Raw genomic sequence first — 22,028 nt, 5'->3', positions numbered from 1 at the left:
CTCGTCGCACCGGCCGGGAGTGCGGCTGGCTCCTTGAAGCCCGAGGTCCACGCTAGGGGTTGAGCGCGAGCGTGAACAGAGTTGCGCGTCCGACGAATTGGAGCAAGGGCCGTGTCATCGGGCCCGCAGGTAACCTGGCCGCCCATCCTGTTGGATTGCAGGTCCGGAGAGCGGTTCGGCGGTCAGCCGTGTGCTCAGGTGGGCCTCGGCGCTGTAAGATCGACCCCGCCAGTCCGAAGCAGACTTCGAAGCCGATCGCGATACACCCGCAACTCCTCGTATGGAAGGCCGACGGCGTCTCCGGCCCTTCGTGGCGGCGCGCCGACCGCGGCCAATCTTGTCTCGTCGGATGCGTCGATCATGCGAGTCCCGTGCGCAAAAGCGTTGCGTACTACCGCGACCTCCACAGCACCCGCTTCCTCGTCGAACACCCCTGTCCAGTCACGGTTGTTTTGGGCGAGGAGCCGCCTCCCCCACGTCTCGATGCCTCCGGCGGACCGCGAATCGATCCCTAGCTTGCTACATGCGGCAGCCTCTGCCAGTGCGTAGGTGTGGATCAAAACCGAGGCATGGAGAATCACTTCGTCTTCCACGGCGGCGACATGGTTGGCGAGCGTGACTTCGTACCGACGGGCCCCAGTAGTAGTCGTGATCTGAACTGCCTCTGGGTCGGCAAGCTCGAGCGAATGCCATAGGTTTCGCTCGCGAGCGAAAGCGACCCGAGCGCTCTCTAGGAACCGAGTGAGTGCGCCCCACTCCGTCCAAACTGTCGACATCAGGCTCCTTCTGCTTCGAGGCGTTCGTTTAAGTCATAGTCTGTCGCACCCGCGCAACGGGAGTGAGTAAGTTGAGAAACTGTCGGAATGGGGTCCGGGGTCAACTGAAGATGCGTGCTACATGGTCCGACCGGCTCTAGAGATGGTCTCGAACCGGCGAGGTCAGATGGGTCGGCTTCGCTACAACGGGCGCCGTCTCCTCCATGAGGTGGGCGCGCAACGCGGTCGCAAACTGGCCCAGCATGCCGGAGGCAGACCCAGCGTTCTCCGCGATCGCCCGGGCAGAAAAGCGTTCGGGATCTTGAGCGGTGGCGGTCACCATTAAGCTCAGGTCGAGCGCACACTTGAAGGCCCAATCGAACTGCTGTCGAAGGTCTGGATCGTTCAGCAGGCCAGCCTCAACCTTGAGTCTAGAGAGGTCGCCAACGAGACTCTTAGCAAGTTGCGGGAAGTCGGGAACCTCGGCTAGTCGAGGGTCATCCATTCGCTCGGGTGTTGGTTGGAGGACGTAGATCACGTGCCCCCAAGCCAACATCAGTCGCTGCTGGCACTCGTCGATTACGCCAAGTATCCGCTCGGCCGCCGTTCGCGACCGTTCCGCCACAGCTCGCCGTCTGTCTTGCCGGAGAGCAGCCATGGCCGCCAAGTAGACCGCCAGCACAGTCACTGCGACTCCGACAAGGGTTTGTCCTAGAGCTAACCAGAGGTCGAACCATCGTTGTCCTGTCATCGCGGAAGCGTACGGGTCAGTGCAGCACTGATCACATATCGAGCTGCTGTCTCTGGCGCCCGCTACGGGAGTCTGTTGCTTCAGATCGCCCAGTACCCGGCGCCGTTGATTCCGGCTCCGCCCCAACCGGTGGAGGCGGATTCTTACGTGGGCGGGGCTGGGCAACACGGCGATCAAGGGGGCACGCCGGTCGAAAGACCTGAGCATCATCCGTCGACAACTCGGGGCAGTCAGATTGCGCTCTGTCTCGCCCAGGCAGGGCGCACTGCGATGGACCACATGTCAGGCGGCTCTGTGTAGAGCGCAGTTCCTCCCGACGAGGCGCCGCCCTTGCCTCAAGAGCTGCGAGTGTTGAGGCTTGACATGCCGGCAGGGACCGAAGAGATCGCCAGGCGGAGGGTGGCGTCGAGTCTTGGGAGCTGCTCGGGGTCGTAGCGGACTGCTGGCATGGAGATGGACAGGCCGGCGATCGCCGAACCCGACGAGTCCCGAACTGCCCGGCCGACTGCCACGACGCCCTTTTCGCTCAAACCGCGGTTGACCGCCAGGCCGCGTGTCCTGATCCGGGCCAGGGTCCGCAGCAACCGTGGCACATCCGGTCGCTCGGTTTCGCGGCCGGCATACCGATCCACTGAGTACAGCTCCTCCACCTCGGCGTCTCTCAGTTCAGCCAGCAGGATCTGCCCGCCCGTCACCCGATGAGCCGGGAACACCATCCCCTCGCGTGAACCCACCCGCAGTGCCTGGGGTGACTCCACCGACGCGATGAAGCGAGCAGTGTCGCCCGTCCGGATCGTCAGGTTCACCGTCTCGCCAACAAGAGCCACCAGGTCCTGCATCGGCCCCAACGCCGCCCGCAACGCTGACGTCTCCGAAGGCGAGTTCCCCGCCAGCTCCAGCACCGGCCCGGCCCGATAGCCACGGTCCGCGCTCTGCACGGCAAAGTCGCGATGGACGAGCATGGCCAGCAACCGGTGAGCCGTCGACCGCGCCACTCCCAACCGAGCAGCAGCCTCCGCCACCGTCAGCCCACCTTCGAGCTGCAACCACGTCGCAAGGCGCAGGGCATGGTCGACAGACGTCACGGCATACGTCGGCTTGGTCTTGAGCTCTCGCGAGTTCACACCCTGAGTCAAGCCCAAGCCATTCTTCTAGGCAGAAATCACTGTTCCGCTCCACCGAACGCCGTCACTCTCGAACGCATGGCAACGACGCCCACCCCCCACCGCACAGCCCGCCCGGTCCGCTCGGCCTGGCTCGTGATCCTGCTCTGCTGGCTCATCGTGGTCTTCGACGGCTACGACCTCATCGTCTACGGGACGACACTTCCCTCGATCCTTGCTGAGCCCGGCTGGGGCCTCTCCGCCACCGCCGGGGGCCTGATCGGGAGCCTCGCCTTCCTCGGGATGCTCGTCGAGGCCCTGGCCGCGGGCCGCCTCGCCGACGCTCTCGGCCGCCGCCGCACCATCCTCTGGTGCACGCTGTGGTTCTCGCTCTTCACCGCGCTCTGCTACGTCGCCCCCAACGCCGAAACCTTCGGCGCCTTTCGCCTCATCGCCGGCCTCGGCCTCGGCGGACTCGTGCCCAGCGCCAATGCGCTCACCACCGAGTTCGTCTCGGTCCGCGCCCGGCGCGGGCCCTCTCAAGGTGTGGGGACTGCCAGGTCCTCACGACGGTCACCGAGCTGGTCCAGCCGCCGAGCCAACCTCGTGACTCCTGCGGTGAGCAGCACCCAGCCGACGCCGACGACCACGAGCGCCACGCGCAGCGAGGCCGTCGACTCGGGGGAGTCGGACCTCAGCAGGTTGAGCACGAGCAGCGCCATGCCCGCCCCGAGCAGGCCCATGCCCCACGCGATCAGCGCGGCTGCCCGCACTCCCGTCGGGGGTGCGCTGTCTGCGTCCATGTCGTCCTCCGATCGGTGCGCCGTGGTCGCCGGTCGCAGATCACGCTAGCGGCGCGGTGGAGCACGGAGGCAGGAATCGCCGGACGGGTCAGAGCTTCGTCATCTTGCGGAACGGTGTGGCGATGCGCACGGTGCTGCTCGTGAAGTCGACCGTCGCACCGGTGACGTCGACGCTGACCACACGACCCAGGCCGTAGGAGTCGTGCAGGACGCGGTCGTCGACGACGAACAGCTCGACCTCCGGCTCGACCCGAGGTGCGAACGGGCTGTTGGCGTGACGCGGACGCAACGGTGCAGATGACGTAGCCATGACCTCCGAGTATGGCCGCTCTCCGGCTCTGTGGCGAATGACGGTGATCCCTACCCCTCCCGGCGACCGGAGATCACCCGCCGTCACGGCGCCTGGGGAGCGGACGGCATACGGAGGTCTTGACACCGCGAAGGTCACGGCGGGACCTTGAGCAGGTCCGTCGTCGCCGGCCCGGAAGGGGCGCGTCATGTCCACGTCGATCTTCGTCCGCATCGACTCGATCAAGGGGGAGTCGCGCGAGCGCGGCCACGAGGACGAGATCGAGGCGGTGTCGTGGTCGTGGGGCGTCGCCCAGGCCATGGGCGCGGGTGGCCCGGGACACGGCGGCGGGTCAGGGCGTGTGGGACGACCGACGTTCTCGGAGTTCACCTTCGTGCACCACGTCGACGCCGCCTCGCCGCTGCTCATGAAGGCGTGCGCGACCGGGCAGCGCCTGCCCAAGGCGCGGGTCACCGTGCGCAAGGCAGGGCACGGGCAGCACGACTTCCTCACGATCGACCTCACCGAGGTGAGCGTGTCGGGCGTCGCGACGTCCATCAGCGCGGACGCCGACGCGGGCGACGAGGTCGTCGTCCTGTCGTTCGCGAGGGTCGACCTCGAGTACGTCCCTCAGGGAGCGGACGGCAGGCCCGAGCCCGGCATCCACTTCACCCACGACCTCGTCAGGACGCGCTGAACGGACTGAACGGGCTGAAGGGGCTGGGGCTCGGCGCAGCGAGCGGTGCGCTCGCCGCGTCGTCCGCCGCACCCGTCGAGCCCGCCGCACCCGTCGAGACCGCAGCGCCCGACCCACCCGAAGCGTCCGGCCCGCCGGGCAGCGCCACCGCGCGCTCCTTCTCCAGAGCGTCGGTCAGGAGCGACACGAGCGCCTCGAGCTGGACGTCCGCCGACGACCCGACCTCCTCGTCGGAGCCGTCGAGCGCACGGGCGGCGAGCCCGGCCTTGTCGTCGATGAGCTGGGCGAGCCGCGAGTCGATCGTCTGCGCGGCGATGATCCGCCACGCGGTGACCGGCTCGGTCTGGCCGATGCGGTGGACGCGGTCGATGGCCTGCGTCTGCTCGGCCGAGGTCCAGGAGAGCTCCGCCAACACCACGTTGGACGCGACCTGGAGGTTGATGCCGACGCCGGCCGCGGTGAGCGAGCAGACGATGACCTCGACCTCGGGATCCTCGAGGAACGCCGAGATGTTGTCCTTGCGCGACTTCGCACTCTGGTCGCCGCGGATCGACGCGTAGCCGATGCCGCGCTTCTCGAAGGTCTCCTGGGCGACGTCCATGACGTCGAGGTGCTTGGCGAAGAAGACGACCTTGCCGACGCTGCGGGCGAGCTGCGCGGCGTAGTCGGCGGCGAGCCCGGCCTTGGCCTGGCCGATCTTGCGCATGAGCGTGAAGACGTTGTCGCCCTTCTCGCCCGACCCGGTGCCGGTGTTCTTGAGCTCGGCGGCGGCGACACGACGGATGAGCGCGTGGTCCAGGCCGCCGGTCTCGTCGCCGAGGCCGTCACCCTTGCTGTCCACCCCGCCCCCGACACCGGACTCGGCGCGCGTCGACATCGTGTAGCGGTAGCGCTCCACGAGCCGGGCGGCCAGCTCGGCCTCGGCCGCGCGGATCGAGCGCCCGATGGCGTCGTCGAGCTCAACCGGCAGGTCGGCGACCCGGCGCGCGGGGATGTCGGAGGCGACGTCGACCTTGCGGCGGCGCACGATGCCCATGTCGATGACGGTGTTGCGGGCCGAGGTGTAGAAGCCGTGGTCCGAAGGGGCGAGCCCCTTGGCCTCGAGCGCCGCCATGAGCGCGGGCCGTGGCTTCTTGTCATCGATCCACCCGAGGAACTGCCAGATCGCCCGGAAGTCCTCGATGTCGTTGATGAGCGGCGTTCCGGTGAGCGCCATGAACAGCGCGTTCGGGCTCCACTCGCGGATCTTCTCGGCGAGCGCGAGCACGTGCTGCGAGCGCTGGGAGGTCTTGTTCTTGATGAAGTGCGCCTCGTCGACGACCATCCCGCGGAAGCCGTGGCGCCCGAGCCAGCCGACGTGCCGGTCGAGGATCTCGTAGTTGACGATGACGATGTCGGCGAAGCCGTCGATGCTCTCGCCGTCACCGTGGATGACGGTCGCGGTCCGGCGCGGGGTCCACAGCGCGGCCTCGTGCGCCCAGTTCGCCTTGACGACGTTGGGCACGACGACGAGCAGGGGATAGGCCCCGGCGGCCTCGGCCGCGAGCAGCGCCTGTGCGGTCTTGCCGAGGCCCGGCTCGTCGGCGAGCAGGAACGTCCGGTGCCCCTCGGCGGCAGCAGCGACGACCTGCCCCTGGTGGTGCATGAGCTGGAGGTCCTCGATGCCGTGCACGACGCGCGACGGCTCGGGCAACGGCATACAGGAGGACTCCCCGCCGTACTCGAACGACCGGAACAGCGGCGACAGCAGCTCCCAGCTGCCGAGCCGGTTCGTCTTCGGACGCGGGGCCTGCGCCGCCGAGAAGTCCGGCGCGAGGAACGGGTTCGCGAGCTGGCGCTGGATCACCGTCTGCGGGACGACGCTGCGCGGTGCCGGGGCGGCAGGGCCGACCGACTCGGGCTCAGCCGTCGGCTCCGGCTCCGGGTCGGGCTCGCGCCCGGCCGCCGCGAGCATGTCGTTGCGCAGGCTGGCCGCCGCGGGCGAGACCGCCGCGCCGTCGGCGAGCAGGGCGAGCAGCGACGTGTCGCGCGCCGCCGTCTTGGCGAGGATCGTCGCGATGCCGTCGAGGCGGGTCATCATCGCGGTCCGCTCGCCCTCGGAGATGGTCGAGTCGGCCTTGACCCGCGCCCGTTCCTCACGGACCAGCAGGGCAACCACCTGGTATGCCGTGCGCTGGTTCGGGCGGATCCGCCCCCGTTGCGCTGCGGCCTCGACCTGGCGGACGGCCTTGGCCAGCACGGGGATGATGCCCTCGCCGTCGCGCTCCTGGGGGCGGCGGCGGTCGCGTGACGGCGTGTGCGATCCGTTGCGGGATGCGCCGCCACGTCGCTGAGGTCGCTGTGCCAAGCGGAAACCTTCTCCTGGGTCGGGCACGGCCTGGGCGCGCTGACGGGCGCCGGACCACCGTGCAGGGGCGCCGCGGTCACCGCGCCGGATGCACGGCATACCGGCTCGAAGGCGAACACGTTCCGGGGGTACGACCCCGGCCCCTTGTCGCTGAACGCGCCCCCGCCGAACGCCGGGACGCACTCCAAGGTTACGTCCTCGGTGGCGTCCGCGGGTAGTTCGGGTATCCCGGGTCGGTCGATACGCTCGGCAGGTGACTGCACACGACGCCTGGCCGACCCTCGACGAGCTGGAGCGGCAGGAGGCCGAGGTCGTCCTCCCCGAGCTCACAGAAAAGGTCGCCTACGACCTCGGGCGCGCGGCCGTCGACGCGGCGTGGCCCGATGCGCTGCCGATCGTCGTCGGCATCTGGCGTGGCGACCACCAGCTCTTCCACTGCGCCCTGCCCGGCTCCACCGCAGACAACGACGAGTGGTTGCGCCGCAAGGGTCGTGTGGTCCGCCGCTTCGAGCGCTCCTCCCTCTACATGGGGCAGCTGTGCCGTGACGCCGGGACGACCCTGCAGGCGAAGTTCCTGCTCCCCGAGTCGGACTACGCCGCGCACGGCGGCGCCGTCCCCCTGCGCGTCGCGTCGGCCGGGGTCGTCGGCTGGATGGGCGTCTCCGGGCTGCCCCAGCGCGACGACCACGCGTTCGTCATCCGCATCCTGCGCGAGCACCTCGCCGTGGCAACGGGCTGACCCCTGCACCCAGCACGACGCGCGCTGCGTCACAGCGCTGCGAGCTCCCCAACGAGCTGGTCGACTCTCGAGGTGGCGAGCTCGACGCTCCAACCGGCCGGCGGTCCGGTGAGGCCAACCAGGCCCTCGGCCCGCTCGACGAGTGTGGTGAGCGTCGGTGGCAGCTCCTGGTGGCACGACGCGAGCAGGTGCTGACCCAGCCCCAGGAGCTCGGCCGCCCCCGCGTGCCCGAGTGCGGCCAGCGCGCAGCCGGCTCCGCTGGCGGCCTCCGCGATCGACGCCGTCGCGGTCGCTGCCTGCGGCCCTGTGAGCGACGTCCGGAACCACAGGATCGCCGTGTCGGCATCGTCGATGGCCATGGCTGCCCAACCGGCGTTCATCGCGGTCGTGCTCGTCGGCCGGATGCCGAAGCGTGCCTCCGCGTCCTCGGCTGCCGTGGTGAGGAGCTCGAGCGCCTCGGCCGGCCGGCCGGCGTCCAGCAGGGCCAGCGCCACCTTCGGCACCACCGTCACCGAGTGGACCGCCGAATGCGTCGTGCCGATCCTCGCGAGGGCGTCACGCGCACCGGCCACCGCCGCATCGACGTCGCCGGCCGCGGCATCGACCACGGCCCCGGTGGCGATGACCTCGGGCAGGAGGTTGGTGCCGGACGCGGCGGCGGTGCGTCCCTCGTCGAGGTGCCGGCGTGCGAGGTCGACGTCGCCGGCTGCGTATGCCGTGATCGCACCCGCGAGGCTCAGCAGGCCGGTCCACTCGGCGTCGCCGGCGAGGACGCGCCGCAGATGCTCGTGGTGCGTCGCGTCCCAGTCGGCGCCCTGCATGAACGCGGCGTGACAGATCTCCAACCGGGCGCGTTGGCGGTCGGTGAGGCCGGGGCGCTCGAGGACCCGGGACGTCCACCGGGCACCGACAGCGCTCGCCTCGACGAACTGCCAGCGCCGGCACAGGGCGATGCAGACGTCACCGGCAGCCACGTCGTCGCCCTCGGCCAGGGCGTTCTCCAGGGCGTCGAGGTGGTCGTCGTGGGTGCGACCGACCTGCTCGACGAGGTCGTCGCTGAGTGCGCTGTCGCGCCAGATCTCGGCGAACCAGGCGCGATGGCGCGCACGCACCCCTCTCTCCTCACCGGCGGCCGCCAGCTCGTCGAGGGCGAGGTCGCGCACGACACGCAGCATGACGAACGACAGGGCAGCAGGGATGCGGTCGACCCGGAGCAGGTTGTGCCGCGCGAGCTGGCGCACCGCCCCGGTGACGTCGCGCACGTCGGGCCCGACGACAGCCCTTGCCGCCGCCACCGTGAACGGGCCCGCGAAGACCCCGAGGCGTCGCAGCACGGTGCGGGCGTCGGGCCCGAGGCGAGCAACGCCCCAGGTCAAGGCGTCGCGAAGGGAGCGGTGCCGCTCGTCCCGCCCGTGGTCCTCGGTCGTCACGTCGAGGGCGCTCGCGGCCACCTCGGGCAGCGAGGCCAGTGAGGCGTCGGCCGCGGCGCCGGCCACGATCTCGAGGGCCAGCGGCATGCCGTCGAGCCGTTCGGCTGCCTCGGCGACGAGCCGGAGATCCTCCTCCTCGACCTGGACGAGGTCGGCCGGCAGGTGCCCCTGGTCGGCGAGCCGCTCGGCGAGGAGTCGCACGGCTGCCGAGGCACGCAGGTCCTCCACCGGCCCCTGCGGATCAGCGGTCACGAGCGGCTCGAGCACGACCACGCGTTCACCGACGACGGACAGCGGTACCCGCGACGTGATGACGATGCGCAGGCCCGGACAGCCCGCCAGCAGCGTCGCCGTCAGGCTCGCGGCGGAGCCCAGCACCCACTCGGCCTCGTCGGCGAGGACCGTGGCTGTTGACGTGCGCAGGGCCGCGACGAGGCCGGCGACCGGGTCGTCCGCAGAGAGGGGGACGCCGGCGGCCAGCGCGATGCCGGCGGCGAGCTCGTCGACCGGGAGTGCCGCGTGCGCCCCGAGGGACACGTGGGCGACCTCGCCCTGCGCCGCCAGCGCGGCACCGACCTCGGCGAGCAGACGGGACTTGCCCACGCCGCCCGGGCCGGTGATCGTCACGAGGCGTCGCCCGGAAGCCAGGGCCTCGAGGACCACCGCGACGTCGTCCTCGCGACCGACGGTGGGGGAGGTCGGCACGGGCACGAGCCGGTTCGGGTGCAGCAGGACGGGCACCGGACGCAGCGAGCGCGCGCTCGGGCCGTCGAGGGTGGGGTCCTGCGCCAGGATGCGGGCGTGCAGCTCGCGGACCGCCGGCCCGGGTCGCACCCCGAGCTCGTCGCCCAGCGCCCGGCGCACGGACTCGTGGACGTCCAGGGCCTCGCCCTGTCCCGACCGCCGGTATGCCGTCCGCATGGCGAGCGCCGCGACGCTCTCGTCGAGCGGGTTGCTCGACAGCAGGGCGCGGGCGAGGTCGTCGGCCTCACGCTCGGCGTCCGAGCCCTCCTCGTCGAGGAGGGCCTCGGCCAGTCCGGACATGGCGCGTCGGCGCAGGTCGGCCAAGCGGGTCCGCTCCGCGAGGACGAGCTCGTCGCTCACCCCGTCGTAGGCCTGCTCGCCCCGCCAGAGCGCGAGCGCCGAGCGGAGATGACCCACTCGCTCGGGAGTCGAGGTCGCACACGCAGCGACGTCGACCACGAGCCGAGTGAAGGCGTCGGCGTCGCTGTCCACGCCCGGCGGCACGACGTAGCCGAGGTCGCTGCTGCGGATGAGGTCGGGCGCCGTCTGTCGGCGAAGCCGAGCCACCGCCGTGTGCACGACCGTCGGCGTCAGACCCAGAGCCTCCTGACCCCAGACGAGGTCGAGCAGGACCTCCGTGGGGACCGCGCGACCACGTCGCGCCACGAGGATAGCGAGCAGATCGCGCGAGCGAGATCCCCGGGGTGTCGCGACCCCGGCGTCGACCTCGACCCAGAGGGGTCCGAGCACCCCGACCCGCACTCCTTCATGCAACCACACGCTGCCGACTCCGAACCGGGGGTCAGGGAAAGCCGGAACGGCTCGTCGAGGCCGCCCGGATGCGAGGCGCCGAGCCGACGGAGCCACGCGACGACCGGGCGGTTGTCGGGGTGGACGTGGGCGACGAGACAGCGGGCCCCAGCGGACCGTGCTGCGGCCACCGTTTCCTCGAGGAGGCGCGAGCCGATGCCCTGTCCCTGTGCGGCGTCGGCGACCTCGACCGCGACCTCCACCGACGTCGGGTCGACGGGGTCCCGGATCCAGCGAGCGAGACCCACCGGTCTTCCCTCCACGCGGGCGACCATGACCTCGTGGCGGCCAGGTGACACGGCCGCGAGCCGCGCGGCCATCGCCGGCGTGAGCCGCGGCATACCGGTGTGGAAGCGAAGCCAGACCGAGGTGGGAGAGAGCTGCGCGAAGACCGCGTGGACCGTGTCGGTGTCGCCGGGACTCAACGGGTGGACGAGGAGCGGCAGGGCAGTGGTCGTCATGGACCCGAGCGTCGTCACGCCGCATGTCGGGGACCTGTCGCGCACCTGTCGTCGCGTACGACGAGCGGCGTGACGTCGACGCCGCTCTGCGTCGGTGCGCCGCAGCGGGATGCGTCGTCACCCACCGGCAGTGGCACGATGACGCCCATGCAGATCGACCAGACCTCCGCCATCGTCACCGGCGGCGCCTCCGGCCTCGGTGCCGCGACGGCAGCCGCCCTCGCCGCCCAGGGCGCCCACGTCCACGCCTTCGACCTCGCCACGGCGATCGAGCATGCCCCGCAGGTCGACGGCGTGACCTACGTCGCGACCGACGTGACGGACGAGGAGCAGGTCCGCTCCGCCGTCGCCCAGGCCGCCGCCGACCCCGCCGCCCCGCTGCGCATCGTCGTCAACTGCGCCGGCATCGGCCCGAGCGCCCGCATCCTCGGCAAGAAGGGCGTCCACGACCTCGCGCTCTACCGCAAGGTCGTCGAGGTCAACCTCGTCGGCTCGTTCACCGTCCTCGCCATCGCCTCGGAGGCCATCGCGCAGACCGAGGCCGACGAGCACGGCCAGCGCGGCGTCATCGTCAACACGGCGAGCATCGCGGCCTACGACGGACAGGTGGGCCAGGCGGCCTACAGCTCGTCCAAGGGCGGCATCGTCGGTCTCACCCTCCCGGCGGCCCGCGACCTCGCGCAGTACGGCATCCGCGTCTGCACCATCGCCCCCGGCATCGTCGAGACGCCGATGCTCGCGACCGTGTCCGACGAGTTCCGCGCCGGGCTCGCCGCCGGTGTGCCGTTCCCGCAGCGCCTCGCCCTGCCGACCGAGTACGCCAAGCTCGCGCTCGCGATCGTCGACAACGACTACCTCAACGGCGAGACGATCCGCATGGACGGCGCCCTGCGCATGGCTCCGCGCTGACGCGTGGCTGCCCAGCGCTCCACCGACGTGCCCCTGGACCTCGAGCTGCTGCCGGGCGTCGACTGGTCGATCTCGATCGTCGACCTCGGCAGCGGTCAGGTGCTCGCCTCGCACGACCCTGATCGGTTGCTCTCGACGGCGAGCGTCGGCAAGGTGTTCGTCCTTATCGAGGTCGCCGAGCGCCTGCGCGCCGGCACGCTCACGTCCGACCAGCCGCTCGACCGTCGCGACGTCACACCCGTCGCGGACTCCGGTCTGTGGCAGCACCTCCGCACCGACGTCCTGCCGCTCGACGACGTCGCGCGGCTCGTCGGCACGGTGAGCGACAACTGGGCGACCAACGTCCTCATCGACCTCGTGGGGATCGACGCCGTCCGTGCCCGTGCGGCTCAGTGGGCGGCACGCGGCTCCGACCTCGTCGACGTCGTGCGTGGGCTGCGCGGCCCCGACGACCCGCCCCACCTCAGCCTCGGCTGCGCCGCCGACCACGTCGACGTGCTCGCGCGGCTCTGGGCCGAACGCTCGACGCCCGGTTCCGTGGGCGAGCACGTCCTCGGGTGGCTGGCGTCGGGGATGGACCTGTCGATGGTCGCGTCGGCCTGGCACCAGGACCCGCTCTCGCACGCCGAGGAGACCGCCGGTCCCGTGGTCGTCAACAAGACCGGCACCAACCTCGGCGTCCGCGCCGACGTCGGGGTGCTCGACAGCGGCGGGCGAGCCACGGCATACGCCGTGCTCGCGAACTGGACCGAGAACCCGCCCGGCACCGGTCGCGACGACGTCATGGACGCCCTGCGCGGCATCGGCGACGCCCTGCGCGCTGCCCTGTCGTGACTGTCCCCGGCCATGACAGGCTGGCGCCCATGACCCCCAGCGACCACGGGCACTTCGACACCGCAGCCAGCACCTGGGACGACGACCCGGCCAAGGTCGAGCGGGCGCGGTCCACGGCGGCGATCCTCGCGGAGGTCCTGCCCCTGCGCGGTGACGAGCGCGTCCTCGAGGTCGGCGGGGGGACCGGACAGCTGAGCCTCGCGCTCGCGGACCGGGTCGGCTCGGTCCTCGTCACCGACGCCTCGGCCGGCATGGTCGAGGTCGCGCGCGCCAACATCGAGCGTGCGGGCGTCGGTGGGAGGCTGGCGGCGGAGCGCCTCGACCTCGTGTCGGACCCGCTGCCGACGGAGCGCTTCGACGGTGCGTGGGCGCAGCTCGCGCTGCACCACGTGCACGACCTGGACGCCCTCCTGGCCCACGTCCGCGAGGTCCTCGTCCCCGGCGGATGGGTGGCGATCGTCGACCTCGACGACGACCGTGCCGGCGCCTTCCATGCGGGTCACGAGGACTTCACCGGGCACCACGGTTTCGACCGCGATGCCTTCGCAGAACGCCTGCGCCACAGCGGTTTCCGCGACGTCATGGTGCGCGACGCGGGCTCGGTCGAGAAGGAGCTCGGCGGCGACCACCAGGGCCGGGGCACGTTCTCGATGTTCCTCGCGGTCGGCCACGCCTGAGGCTCGCGATGACCCGCACGCTGCGCGACGACCTCGGCTTCGAGGTCTCCCTCCCGGACGACGAGGTATGCCGGGTGGTCTCGCTCGTCCCCTCCCTCACCGAAGCGGTGGCCGCGACCGCGCCCGGAGCGCTCGTTGCCGCGACGGACTGGTGCACGCACCCGGCCGACCTCGACGTGACCCGGGTGCGCGGCACCAAGAACCCCGACCGCGCCGCCATCGCCGCGCTCTCCCCGGACCTCGTCATCGCCAACAAGGAGGAGAACCGCGAGCTCGACGTGCAGCGGCTGCGCGCGGACGGCATACCGGTGTGGGTCACCGACATCGAGACGGTTCCGCAGGCGCTGGCGTCGATGCGCCGGCTGCTCGTCGAGGTGTGCGGGTGGGACGAGCCGACGTGGCTCGTGGAGGCCGAGCGACTGTGGGCGGGTGAGGTGCCCGTGCCGTCGGCCACGGTCGTCGTCCCGATCTGGCGCGACCCGTGGATGGTCGTCGGGCACCCGACGTTCACCGCCGACCTGCTCGCCCGCGTCGGGCTCGAGGTCGTCACCGCCGGCGAGCCGGGCCGCTACCCGCACGTGGACGTCGAGCGGCTCGACACCTGCGGCGCCGACCTGGTGCTGCTGCCGGACGAGCCCTACGTCTTCGCCGCCGAGGACGGTCCGGAGGCGTTCTCGCGCACGCCGACACGACTCGTCAACGGTCGCCTCATCACCTGGTACGGCCCGTCACTCGTCGAGGCGCGAGCCGCGCTGGGTCAGCCCTCGTCGGAGTAGAGGACGCGGAACCGCTCGCAGACGACCGGCATGTCGGTCGCGAACCCGTGGTCGTGCGACGCGGTATCGGTGAAGAAGCGCTCATGCACCTCGCGCCAGTAGGCCAGCGACAGGTCCCCCTCGCCCTCGAGCCGCGCGTGCTCCTCGCCCACCTCGTCGAACGGCACGACCTCGACCTCCGTCGACTCGATCAGCGCTCGCGGGCGACCGGCGCCGTCGAGGATGATGCTCAGCGCACCCTGCTCGGGCAGCGGCTCGTCGTCCGCCTCGTAGTCCCACAGCGCGCTCGCCGTCGCCGTCTTGGTCCCGGCGAGGACGAGGTCGAGCAGCTCGTCGGCCTGGGCGGCGTCGGCGCCGAACGACCATGCCGGCGGCGGGACCGAGTCGAGCGGCGTCGGGCCGAAGTACGCGGCGGAGAGGTTGAGCTTGGCGTGCACCCGCGCCAGCTCCCAGAAGGTGGCGACGGCGTCGTTCTCACTCATGCAGCAACCCTAGGTGGGCGGCGCCGACCTGCCTGCGCCGGGACGTGGAGACTGGAGGCATGACGCGCAGCACCGGGATGACCACGACGAGGACCGCAGCGTGAAGGCCGCGGTCCACACGGCATACGACGAGGTTCTCCGCGTGCGCGAGGTGCCGGACCCCGACTGCCCGCGCGACGGCGTCGTCATCGCCGTCGGCGCCACGGGCGTGTGCCGCTCCGACTGGCACGCATGGAAGGGACACGACCCCGTCGATCTCCCGCACATCCCCGGCCACGAGCTGGCCGGGACGGTGGCGGAGGTCGGTGCCGACGTGACCCGCTGGCAGGTCGGCGACCGGGTCACCGTGCCGTTCGTCTGCGGGTGCGGCGTCTGTGAGCACTGCGTGGCCGGCGAGGCGCAGGTGTGCCCCGACCAGACCCAGCCCGGGTTCACCGGTCCCGGGTCGTTCGCCGAGCGCGTCGCGATCAACGCCGCCGACGCCAACCTCGTCGGGCTGCCCGACTCGGTCGACGTCGTCACCGCCGCGTCGCTGGGCTGCCGGTTCGCGACGGCGTTCCGTGCGATCACCGCGCACGGCCGGCTCGAGGCAGGGCACGTGCTCGCCGTCCACGGGTGCGGCGGGGTCGGGCTGTCGGCCGTGATGATCGGCGTCGCCCTCGGCGCCACGGTCGTCGCCGTCGACGTGAGCGAGACGGCGCTGGAGCGGGCGCGTGAGCTCGGCGCCACCCACCTCGTCGACGCGAGCCGCGACGAGGACCCGGCCGCCACCATCCACGGGCTCACAGGGGGAGGGGCGCACGTGTCGCTCGACGCCCTCGGCGCACCGGCGACCGCGGTCGCGTCGGTGACCTGCCTGCGTCGCCGCGGCCGGCACGTCCAGGTCGGGCTGCTGCTCGGCTCGTCGTCCACTCCACCGCTGCCGATGGACCGGGTCGTCGCCCACGAGCTCGAGATCTACGGCTCGCACGGCATGGCGGCGCACGAGTACCCCGCGATGCTCGCCCTCGTCGCCGACGGCACGCTGCGCCCCGACCGGCTCGTCGGGGAGGTCATCGGGCTCGACGGCGCGGGCGCCGCGCTGGCCGCGATGGACCGTCCGGCGACGTCCGCGGGGATGACCGTCATCGCTCTTCCGGGGGTGGATTTCGTTCGCGCGCGGGAGTCCGTGTAGCATCGCCGTCGCACTCAGCCCGGGTCTGACCCGGTGCCTGATCGGCCCCCTTAGCTCAGTCGGTAGAGCGTTTCCATGGTAAGGAAAAGGTCGTCGGTTCGATTCCGACAGGGGGCTCTGGTCCGGACCAGCACCACCGCGTGATGGTCCTCGGCCCCCAAGGCGGGGTAGCTCAGCTGGTTAGAGCGCACGACTCATAATCGTGAGGTCGCGGGATCGAGCCCCGCTCCCGCTACTCAAGGCGATTTCGGGGAATACCCGATGTCCCCTATTCTGTTGTGCTGGCGTCGCGCGAACTCGCTTCGTGAGTCGGCGCGACACGACCACCCAGATCAAACTTTTCGAGAGCAGGTTGCCCCGATGGCCAAGGCCACTGACGTCCGCCCCAAGATCACCCTGGCGTGCACGGAGTGCAAGGAGCGCAACTACATCACCAAGAAGAACCGTCGGAACGACCCCGACCGGCTCGAGCTGGCGAAGTTCTGCCCCCGCTGCAAGAAGCACACCGAGCACCGCGAGACCCGCTGACCCCAGCGTCTCTGCCTCGCCGAAGCCGCCCCCACGTCTCGTGGAGGGCGGCTTCGCCGTTCCGGGCGGGGGAGCGGGTTGCCTAGAGTGTCCGCATGCCCGTGAACGCAGACTTCCAGGGTCGGTCCTATCCGCCGAGCGGTCCGTATGCCGTGACCGCGGCCGACATCGCCGCCTTCGCCTCCGCGGTCGGTTCCGACGACCCCCTCCACCACGACCCCGAGGTCGCGCGGGGCGCGGGCTACGCCGACGTCATCGCGCCGCCCACCTTCGCCGTGACGCTCGCGCAGAAGTGCGACGCCGAGTACGTCAAGGACCCCGAGTCCGGCATCGACTACAGCCGGGTCGTGCACGGTGAGCAGCGCTTCGTCCACCACCGCCCGATCACGGCCGGCGACGAGATCCTCGGCGAGCTCACCGTCGACGCGATCCGCTCCGCCGGCGGGCACTCGATGATCACGACCCGCACCGAGCTCACCGCAGCGGGCGAGCCCGTGTGCACGTCCACGTCCACCATCGTCGTGCGAGGAGGGGAGGACGCATGAGCATCCGCACCGCAGCCGAGACCTCAGCCGGGGACGTCCTCGACCCGCACACCGTGCCGGTGAGCCGCGAGACGCTCGTGGCCTATGCCAACGCCTCCGGCGACCAGAACCCCATCCATCAGGACGAGGACTTCGCGAAGTCCGTCGGCCTGCCGGATGTCATCGCCCACGGCATGTGGACGATGGGTGCGGCCGGGTCGGTGGTGTCCGAGTGGGCAGGCAGCGCCGGCCGGGTCGTCGAGTTCGGGACCCGCTTCACCAAGCCCGTCGTCGTGCCGGCGACCGGCGCGGACGTCATCATCGGGGGCACCGTCAAGAGCGTGGACCCCGAGACGCGTCGCGCCGTCGTCGACCTCACCGTGACGGCTGGCGGCGACAAGGTCCTCGGTCGCTGCGTCGCGACCGTCCAGCTCGACTGATGCAGGAGACCCACGACGCCCCTCTCGCCGAGCACACGACGATGCGGGTGGGCGGCCCCGCCCAGCGCCTCGTCGTGGCCGAGACGATCGACGAGGTCGTCGACACCGTCCGTGAGGTCGACGACGCCGACGAGCCGTTGCTCGTCCTCGGCGGCGGGTCCAACCTCGTCATCGCCGACGCCGGGTTCGCCGGGACCGTGCTCAAGCTCGAGACTTCGGGGATCGACGTCGAGTCCGACGACACCTGCGGTGGGGCGATGGTCCGCGTCGCTGCCGGCGAGGTGTGGGACGACGTCGTGGAGCGGGCCGTTGCGGAGGGGTGGTCCGGGATCGAGGCGCTGTCCGGCATACCGGGTTCGACGGGTGCGACCCCCGTGCAGAACGTCGGCGCCTACGGGCAGGACGTCGCCCAGACGATCGCCCGCGTGCGGGTCTTCGACCGGCAGACGCAGGAGGTGCGCACGTTCAGTGCGGCGGAGTGCGCGTTCACGTACCGGCACTCCCTGTTCAAGGCGACCTCGCAGTACGTCGTCCTCGACGTGACCTTCCAGCTGCGCGTGGCGGACCGATCGCAGCCGATCGCGTACGCCGACCTGGCCAAGGGGCTCGGCGTGGAGGTCGGCGCGCGGGTTCCACTGGCCGAGGCACGCGAGGGCGTCCTCGAGCAGCGGCGGCGGCGCGGCATGGTGCTCGATGCGTCGGACCACGACACGTGGAGCTGCGGGTCGTTCTTCACCAACCCGATCATGTCGGCGCGGCGCTTCGAGGAGCTCGCGGCCAAGGTGGCCCTCGAGCTCGGTGACGACGCCCCGGGGCCGCCGCGCTTCGAGGACGCGAGCGGTGACGTCAAGACCAGTGCCGCGTGGCTCATCGACAAGGCCGGCTTCGGCAAGGGATTCGGTATGCCGGGCCCCGCCGCCCTCTCGACGAAGCACACCCTCGCGGTGACGAACCGCGGGACGGCGACGGCGGCGGAGGTCGCGGCGCTGGCCAGGCAGGTCAGAGACGGCGTGCACGACCGGTTCGGGGTCACACTGGTCAATGAGCCCGTCTTCGTCGGCCACGAGCTCTGAGAGGTGACGCATGAAGACCGTGACGTTCGAGGTGTGGACCGGCGGTGAGGACGTCGTCCTCGACATCACCGACCAGTGCGCGGACTTCGTCGAGGAGCTCGGTGACGGACTGCTGCATGTCTTCGTCCCGCATGCCACGGCGGGCCTCGCGATCATCGAGGTCGGTGCCGGCTCCGACAGCGACCTGCTCTCGGCGCTCGAGGAGCTGCTGCCGGCCGACGGGCGCTGGCGCCACCGGCACGGCACCGTGGGTCATGGTCGGTCCCACGTCATGCCGGCGATGCTCCCGCCCTACGCCACCCTGCCGGTGGAGGGTGGGCACATCGCACTCGGGGAGTGGCAGAGCATCTGCCTGGTCGACCTCAACGTCGACAACCACGAGCGCATGGTGCGGCTCGACTTCCTCGCGGGGTAGCCGGACGCGGGTCCGCAGGTCGTGTGCTGACGGAGTGTCTGTGCTCCGCCTCGTGACGCAGCGCGGGGACGCCGGCCTTGACCGCAGAGGTGGTGCGCTGGAGGAGGGTCTTTGCTCCACCTCGTGACGCAGCGCGGGGACGCCGGCCCTGACCGCAGAGGTGGTGCGCTGGAGGAGTGTCTTTGCTCCACCTCGTGACGCGGCCGCGCACCGGACAACCCTGTGGGCCGGAGACACCCCCCGGCGGGCACGGACGTTCGCGGCGGCTCAGGCGGCGTCGTCGTCGGATCGAACCCACGGAGCCCGGGACGGCCGGGGCGCGTACCACTGCGGCGCCGGACCCAGCCCGTGGAAGAACTCGCGGTGCCACCACCATGTCGGCGGGCTGATCGCGGCCTCGGTCTCGTGGTGCGCGGGGAAGCGGCGGCTGCCGTCACGGATCCGCGCCACCAGCTCCACCTCGGGCCACGAGCCGGGGTCCACGACCTCCGCCGGCGCATCGGCCTGCCCCGGTCGCACGAGGGCGATGCTGAACCCCGTGCCCACCAGGGCGTCGACGACGTCGTCCAGCGAGAACCGTCCGGCCCCGGTCTCCAGCCTGGCGACATGGCTCGCCGACCAGCCCCGCACCGCGGCGTAGGCACGTTGCGAGAGCCCCAGCCGGCGTCGGTGGTCGCGCAGCGCGAGCCCCACGGACCCGGCGACCGTGAGGTCCCTCGCGGCCTTTTCCCTCTGTGCGGCCCGTTGCGCCGCTTTCTCCTCAGTTGTCATGCCGTCGACGGTGCGTCGTGCTCGCAGCTCACCACCAGAGTCCGACGGCGAATCTGTGGACGACCCCCGCCCAGCCCCGTCACTGTGGACAACCACCCGCCCTGTGCCCCGGCTCCCTGACGCAAAGACACCCCCATTCGCTGCACCAGGTGACGCACAGGCCGGTTGCGTCAGCCTCCCGGGGCAAATGGGGGTGTCTTTGCGTGATGGGTGGAAGCACAGACACTCCTCCACCGCACCATGTCCGCGGGCGCCCGTCTCGGCCGTCCCTGCGGCAGCTCAGATGGCTCAGACAGCTCGGACAGCTCAGGCAGCGCTGCCGAGCTTCAGCGTCACGGAGCGGCCGACGGTCCGCGCCGCCTCGTGCGACTCGGCGAGCTGCTGGCGCGCAAGGTCGCGCAGCTCGGCCATCTGCGGCGTCACCTCTGCGAGGGTCAGCTCGGTCTCGATGACGTCGAGGTCGAGTCCCCAGACGTCGACGAGGATCCGACGCAGGTATGCCGTGGCGTGGTCCCAGCCCTCGCGCGGGGTGCCCTGCGCGTAGCCGCCTCCGCGGGCGATGACGAGGAACGCGGGCTTGCCCTTGACCGTCGCGGTCCCTGGCGCGAAGCGCGGGTCGGAGATCAGGGTGTCGATCCACGTCTTGAGGTGCTGGGACACCCCGAAGTTGTAGAGCGAGGTCGCGATGACGACGACGTCAGCCGCGACGACCTCGTCGGCGAGCTCGGCGGCGAGAGCCTGGGCCGCGACCTGCTCGGCGCTGCGGTCGCCCTCGGGAACGAACCCGGCGAAGGCAGACGTCGCCCAGACGTCACTGGGGAGGGGGTGGAGCCCGACGTCGCGCCGGATGACGGTCGTGTCCACGCCCTCCGCCTCGACGATCGACGCCTCGAGGGTGTCGGCGACGGCTCGGCTGACCGAGCCCTCGGTGCGGATGCTGGAGTCCAGCCGGAAGATCGTGCTCATCGCGTGCTCCTCGTTCAGGTTCAGGGACCAGACCGAAGTGGTCTAGATCCACGATAGTATAGAGAACAGATCATCTGGCAAATTGATGATCCGCAACGCCACGCTCCCGCTAGCATGTGAGGCATGACCAAGGTGACCGAAGCCCCCGACCAGGCGCCGTCGAGCGCTACGGGCGTCGACCTCGGTCAGGCCCTCGGTGCGCTGCTTCGGCGATACCTCGACAGCGCGCGCACCGTCGTCGACGAGCTCCCCGGTGGTCCGCGTGGCTTCCAGATCCTCACCATCGCCGCCGAGGGTGTCTGCAGCAACCAGGCCACCATCGCCCTGCGCCTCGGCATCGACCGCACCGTGATGACCTACCTCGTCGACGACCTCGAGAAGGCCGGCATGGTGACGCGGCGCCCCGACCCGGCCGACCGGCGTGCCCGGCAGGTCGTCCTGACCACCAAGGGCGACCGGACCCTCGACAGCGCGTCGGCCCGCATCCGCGAGGTCGAGCGCGACGTCCTCCGGGGCCTGTCCGACGACGAGGCCGAGGTCTTCCGGTCGCTCCTCGCCCGGGTCACCGCCGACGTCCCGGCCGACCACTCCGCGTGCGCGGGCCCCGCCCCGACCTGCTGACGGACCTCCGGCCCCAAGCCCTGCCCCGACCTGCTGACGTCCCGGTCAGTGCCGGGCTCAGCGCCCGCGCGCCGGCAACCGGTGCAGCTCGAGCCCGGACACCACGCCGTCACCGACCGTGCACGTGAGATAGGTGCAGTGCGGCTGGCGCCGCCGGTCCGTGGGCGACCCGGGGTTGAGCAACCGCAGTCCCTCGTGCCGGGTGTCCCACGGGATGTGGCTGTGCCCGAAGACGAGGACGTCGAGGTCCGGGTACTCCGCCCGCATGCGCTCCTCGCGCCGCTGCTTCGGCCCGGTCTCGTGGACCACGCCCCACCGCAGCCCGCCGAGCTCGACGCGGGCCACCTCCGGCAGGCGGCGTCGCAGCTCGGCCCCGTCGTTGTTGCCCCACACGCCGAAGATTCGCGAGGCCCTCGCCTCCAGCGCATCGAGCAGGTCCGGAGTCACCCAGTCCCCGGCGTGGATGACGACGTCGGCGGCCTCCACCTCGGCCCACACCTGCGCCGGCAGGTCTCGGGCGCGTGCCGGCAGGTGGGTGTCGGCGAGCAGCAGCAACCGCAGCCCTTCACCCATGCCACCCGACGGGCCCCCGCTCCCGGACTCACCCATCGAGCTGGTCGAGCTCATCGAGCGCCCCCTCCCAGCGTCGTCGCCGCGCCGCCGGGTCCTGCTCCCACCACGCTGTCCCGCGCTCACCGAGCCCGTGCTTGGCGAGGTCGACCCGGTGCCGTGACTGCGCCGGGTCCTCGCCGGCCTTCTTCGCCGACCGCACCCCCGAACGTCCACGCCCCAGGTGCGACAGCAACCGCTCGGCGACCTCGGGAGGGAGCGCAGGGTCCTGCCGTCGCCAGCGGCGACCGTCGACGACCAGCCACCGCTCGTCGTCGACGTCGCGCTCCTCAGCCACCG

General features: G+C 71.3%; 25 protein-coding genes and 2 tRNA genes. 16 read left to right on the top strand and 11 right to left on the bottom strand.

Annotation, left to right across the window (positions count from 1 at the left end; genetic code table 11):
* Positions 1 to 912: 912 nt before the first annotated feature.
* Positions 913 to 1,506 (bottom strand): hypothetical protein, encoded by a 594-nt coding sequence (locus ACSQ11_RS01560; RefSeq protein WP_436002379.1) that lies wholly within the window; start codon positions 1,504 to 1,506, stop codon positions 913 to 915.
* Positions 1,507 to 1,841: 335 nt separating this feature from the next.
* Positions 1,842 to 2,630, bottom strand: a complete 789-nt coding sequence (locus tag ACSQ11_RS01555; RefSeq protein ID WP_436002377.1) for an IclR family transcriptional regulator — start codon at positions 2,628 to 2,630, stop codon at positions 1,842 to 1,844.
* A 78-nt stretch (positions 2,631 to 2,708) separates the two neighbouring features.
* Here ACSQ11_RS01555 and ACSQ11_RS01550 point away from each other — a divergent pair, with 78 nt between their 5' ends.
* Positions 2,709 to 3,461, top strand: a complete 753-nt coding sequence (locus tag ACSQ11_RS01550) for an MFS transporter (protein ID WP_436002376.1) — start codon at positions 2,709 to 2,711, stop codon at positions 3,459 to 3,461.
* Between the two features lie 39 nt (positions 3,462 to 3,500).
* On the opposite strand, the gene ACSQ11_RS01545 is transcribed toward ACSQ11_RS01550, so the two are convergent.
* A complete protein-coding gene (locus tag ACSQ11_RS01545; RefSeq protein WP_436002374.1) occupies positions 3,501 to 3,722 on the bottom strand; it encodes a hypothetical protein in 222 nt (73 codons plus the stop codon).
* A gap of 187 nt (positions 3,723 to 3,909) precedes the next feature.
* On the opposite strand from ACSQ11_RS01545, the gene ACSQ11_RS01540 reads away from it, so the two are divergent.
* Positions 3,910 to 4,398, top strand: coding sequence for an Hcp family type VI secretion system effector (locus ACSQ11_RS01540; protein WP_436002372.1), 489 nt, complete (start codon positions 3,910 to 3,912; stop codon positions 4,396 to 4,398).
* On the opposite strand, the gene ACSQ11_RS01535 is transcribed toward ACSQ11_RS01540, so the two are convergent.
* Positions 4,385 to 6,745 carry a DEAD/DEAH box helicase gene (locus ACSQ11_RS01535; RefSeq protein WP_436002370.1) on the bottom strand — a complete coding sequence of 787 codons (2,361 nt, stop codon included), beginning with the start codon at positions 6,743 to 6,745 and terminating at the stop codon, positions 4,385 to 4,387. The genes ACSQ11_RS01540 and ACSQ11_RS01535 overlap by 14 nt on opposite strands.
* Before the next feature lie 253 nt (positions 6,746 to 6,998).
* Here ACSQ11_RS01535 and ACSQ11_RS01530 point away from each other — a divergent pair, with 253 nt between their 5' ends.
* Complete coding sequence (locus tag ACSQ11_RS01530; protein ID WP_436002368.1) at positions 6,999 to 7,484, top strand: heme-degrading domain-containing protein; 486 nt, start codon at positions 6,999 to 7,001, stop codon at positions 7,482 to 7,484.
* A gap of 29 nt (positions 7,485 to 7,513) precedes the next feature.
* Here the strand turns inward: ACSQ11_RS01530 and ACSQ11_RS01525 are convergent, their stop codons facing one another.
* Positions 7,514 to 10,324, bottom strand: a complete 2,811-nt coding sequence (locus ACSQ11_RS01525) for a BTAD domain-containing putative transcriptional regulator (RefSeq protein ID WP_436002366.1) — start codon at positions 10,322 to 10,324, stop codon at positions 7,514 to 7,516.
* On the bottom strand, positions 10,249 to 10,929 hold the full coding sequence (locus tag ACSQ11_RS01520) for an N-acetyltransferase family protein (protein ID WP_436002364.1): 681 nt from the start codon (positions 10,927 to 10,929) through the stop codon (positions 10,249 to 10,251). Before ACSQ11_RS01520 ends, ACSQ11_RS01525 begins: the two co-directional genes overlap by 76 nt.
* Before the next feature lie 147 nt (positions 10,930 to 11,076).
* On the opposite strand from ACSQ11_RS01520, the gene ACSQ11_RS01515 reads away from it, so the two are divergent.
* The 4 genes from ACSQ11_RS01515 to ACSQ11_RS01500 are packed head-to-tail and all read left to right on the top strand — an operon-like array spanning position 11,077 to position 14,125.
* The gene (locus ACSQ11_RS01515) at positions 11,077 to 11,838 is read left to right on the top strand and encodes an SDR family NAD(P)-dependent oxidoreductase (protein ID WP_436006672.1); all 762 of its coding nucleotides are present in this window, start codon (positions 11,077 to 11,079) and stop codon (positions 11,836 to 11,838) included.
* Positions 11,839 to 11,841: 3 nt separating this feature from the next.
* Positions 11,842 to 12,672, top strand: a complete 831-nt coding sequence (locus ACSQ11_RS01510; RefSeq protein WP_436002362.1) for a serine hydrolase — start codon at positions 11,842 to 11,844, stop codon at positions 12,670 to 12,672.
* A gap of 29 nt (positions 12,673 to 12,701) precedes the next feature.
* Positions 12,702 to 13,349: a class I SAM-dependent methyltransferase gene (locus tag ACSQ11_RS01505; protein WP_436002360.1), complete on the top strand. Its 648-nt coding sequence runs from the start codon at positions 12,702 to 12,704 to the stop codon at positions 13,347 to 13,349.
* 8 nt (positions 13,350 to 13,357) lie between these two features.
* Positions 13,358 to 14,125, top strand: a complete 768-nt coding sequence (locus tag ACSQ11_RS01500; protein ID WP_436002358.1) for a helical backbone metal receptor — start codon at positions 13,358 to 13,360, stop codon at positions 14,123 to 14,125.
* Here the strand turns inward: ACSQ11_RS01500 and ACSQ11_RS01495 are convergent.
* On the bottom strand, positions 14,107 to 14,607 hold the full coding sequence (locus tag ACSQ11_RS01495) for an ASCH domain-containing protein (protein WP_436002356.1): 501 nt from the start codon (positions 14,605 to 14,607) through the stop codon (positions 14,107 to 14,109). The two genes, ACSQ11_RS01500 and ACSQ11_RS01495, sit on opposite strands and share 19 nt — an antisense overlap.
* A 100-nt stretch (positions 14,608 to 14,707) precedes the next feature.
* Between ACSQ11_RS01495 and ACSQ11_RS01490 the strand changes: the two genes are divergently transcribed.
* From ACSQ11_RS01490 to ACSQ11_RS01455, 8 genes are all read left to right on the top strand, one after another.
* Positions 14,708 to 15,781, top strand: a complete 1,074-nt coding sequence (locus ACSQ11_RS01490; RefSeq protein ID WP_436002354.1) for a zinc-dependent alcohol dehydrogenase family protein — start codon at positions 14,708 to 14,710, stop codon at positions 15,779 to 15,781.
* Between the two features lie 44 nt (positions 15,782 to 15,825).
* Positions 15,826 to 15,898: transfer RNA gene (locus tag ACSQ11_RS01485), tRNA-Thr, on the top strand.
* 44 nt (positions 15,899 to 15,942) lie between these two features.
* Positions 15,943 to 16,016 (top strand) — tRNA-Met (locus ACSQ11_RS01480).
* A 125-nt stretch (positions 16,017 to 16,141) separates the two neighbouring features.
* Complete coding sequence (gene rpmG / locus ACSQ11_RS01475; protein WP_009776014.1) at positions 16,142 to 16,309, top strand: 50S ribosomal protein L33; 168 nt, start codon at positions 16,142 to 16,144, stop codon at positions 16,307 to 16,309.
* 95 nt (positions 16,310 to 16,404) lie between these two features.
* Positions 16,405 to 16,854 (top strand): FAS1-like dehydratase domain-containing protein, encoded by a 450-nt coding sequence (locus ACSQ11_RS01470; RefSeq protein WP_436002352.1) that lies wholly within the window; start codon positions 16,405 to 16,407, stop codon positions 16,852 to 16,854.
* Positions 16,851 to 17,273 (top strand): MaoC family dehydratase, encoded by a 423-nt coding sequence (locus ACSQ11_RS01465; RefSeq protein ID WP_436002350.1) that lies wholly within the window; start codon positions 16,851 to 16,853, stop codon positions 17,271 to 17,273. The genes ACSQ11_RS01470 and ACSQ11_RS01465 overlap by 4 nt, the downstream gene beginning before the upstream one ends.
* Positions 17,273 to 18,346, top strand: coding sequence for a UDP-N-acetylmuramate dehydrogenase (locus ACSQ11_RS01460; protein WP_436002348.1), 1,074 nt, complete (start codon positions 17,273 to 17,275; stop codon positions 18,344 to 18,346). Before ACSQ11_RS01465 ends, ACSQ11_RS01460 begins: the two co-directional genes overlap by 1 nt.
* A gap of 10 nt (positions 18,347 to 18,356) precedes the next feature.
* The gene (locus ACSQ11_RS01455; RefSeq protein ID WP_436002346.1) at positions 18,357 to 18,761 is read left to right on the top strand and encodes a secondary thiamine-phosphate synthase enzyme YjbQ; all 405 of its coding nucleotides are present in this window, start codon (positions 18,357 to 18,359) and stop codon (positions 18,759 to 18,761) included.
* A gap of 267 nt (positions 18,762 to 19,028) precedes the next feature.
* Here the strand turns inward: ACSQ11_RS01455 and ACSQ11_RS01450 are convergent, their stop codons facing one another.
* Both ACSQ11_RS01450 and ACSQ11_RS01445 read right to left on the bottom strand, forming a co-directional pair.
* Positions 19,029 to 19,532, bottom strand: a complete 504-nt coding sequence (locus ACSQ11_RS01450) for a helix-turn-helix domain-containing protein (RefSeq protein ID WP_436002344.1) — start codon at positions 19,530 to 19,532, stop codon at positions 19,029 to 19,031.
* A gap of 306 nt (positions 19,533 to 19,838) precedes the next feature.
* On the bottom strand, positions 19,839 to 20,498 hold the full coding sequence (locus ACSQ11_RS01445) for an NAD(P)H-dependent oxidoreductase (protein ID WP_436002342.1): 660 nt from the start codon (positions 20,496 to 20,498) through the stop codon (positions 19,839 to 19,841).
* A 123-nt stretch (positions 20,499 to 20,621) separates the two neighbouring features.
* Between ACSQ11_RS01445 and ACSQ11_RS01440 the strand changes: the two genes are divergently transcribed.
* Entirely contained in the window at positions 20,622 to 21,119 is a 498-nt protein-coding gene (locus tag ACSQ11_RS01440; protein WP_436002340.1) for a MarR family winged helix-turn-helix transcriptional regulator, read from the top strand.
* A gap of 57 nt (positions 21,120 to 21,176) precedes the next feature.
* On the opposite strand, the gene ACSQ11_RS01435 is transcribed toward ACSQ11_RS01440, so the two are convergent.
* Both ACSQ11_RS01435 and ACSQ11_RS01430 read right to left on the bottom strand, forming a co-directional pair.
* Positions 21,177 to 21,692 carry a metallophosphoesterase family protein gene (locus ACSQ11_RS01435; protein ID WP_436006670.1) on the bottom strand — a complete coding sequence of 172 codons (516 nt, stop codon included), beginning with the start codon at positions 21,690 to 21,692 and terminating at the stop codon, positions 21,177 to 21,179.
* Between the two features lie 28 nt (positions 21,693 to 21,720).
* Positions 21,721 to 22,026, bottom strand: coding sequence for a biopolymer transporter Tol (locus ACSQ11_RS01430; protein ID WP_436002338.1), 306 nt, complete (start codon positions 22,024 to 22,026; stop codon positions 21,721 to 21,723).
* Between the last annotated feature and the right edge of the window lie 2 nt (positions 22,027 to 22,028).

The organism is Knoellia sp. LjRoot47 (assembly GCF_964253435.1).
In the GTDB taxonomy this organism is placed as follows: Bacteria; Actinomycetota; Actinomycetes; order Actinomycetales; family Dermatophilaceae; genus Knoellia.
Note: the sequence above shows the minus strand (reverse complement) of the source record. Positions and strands in the feature narration are given on the sequence as shown.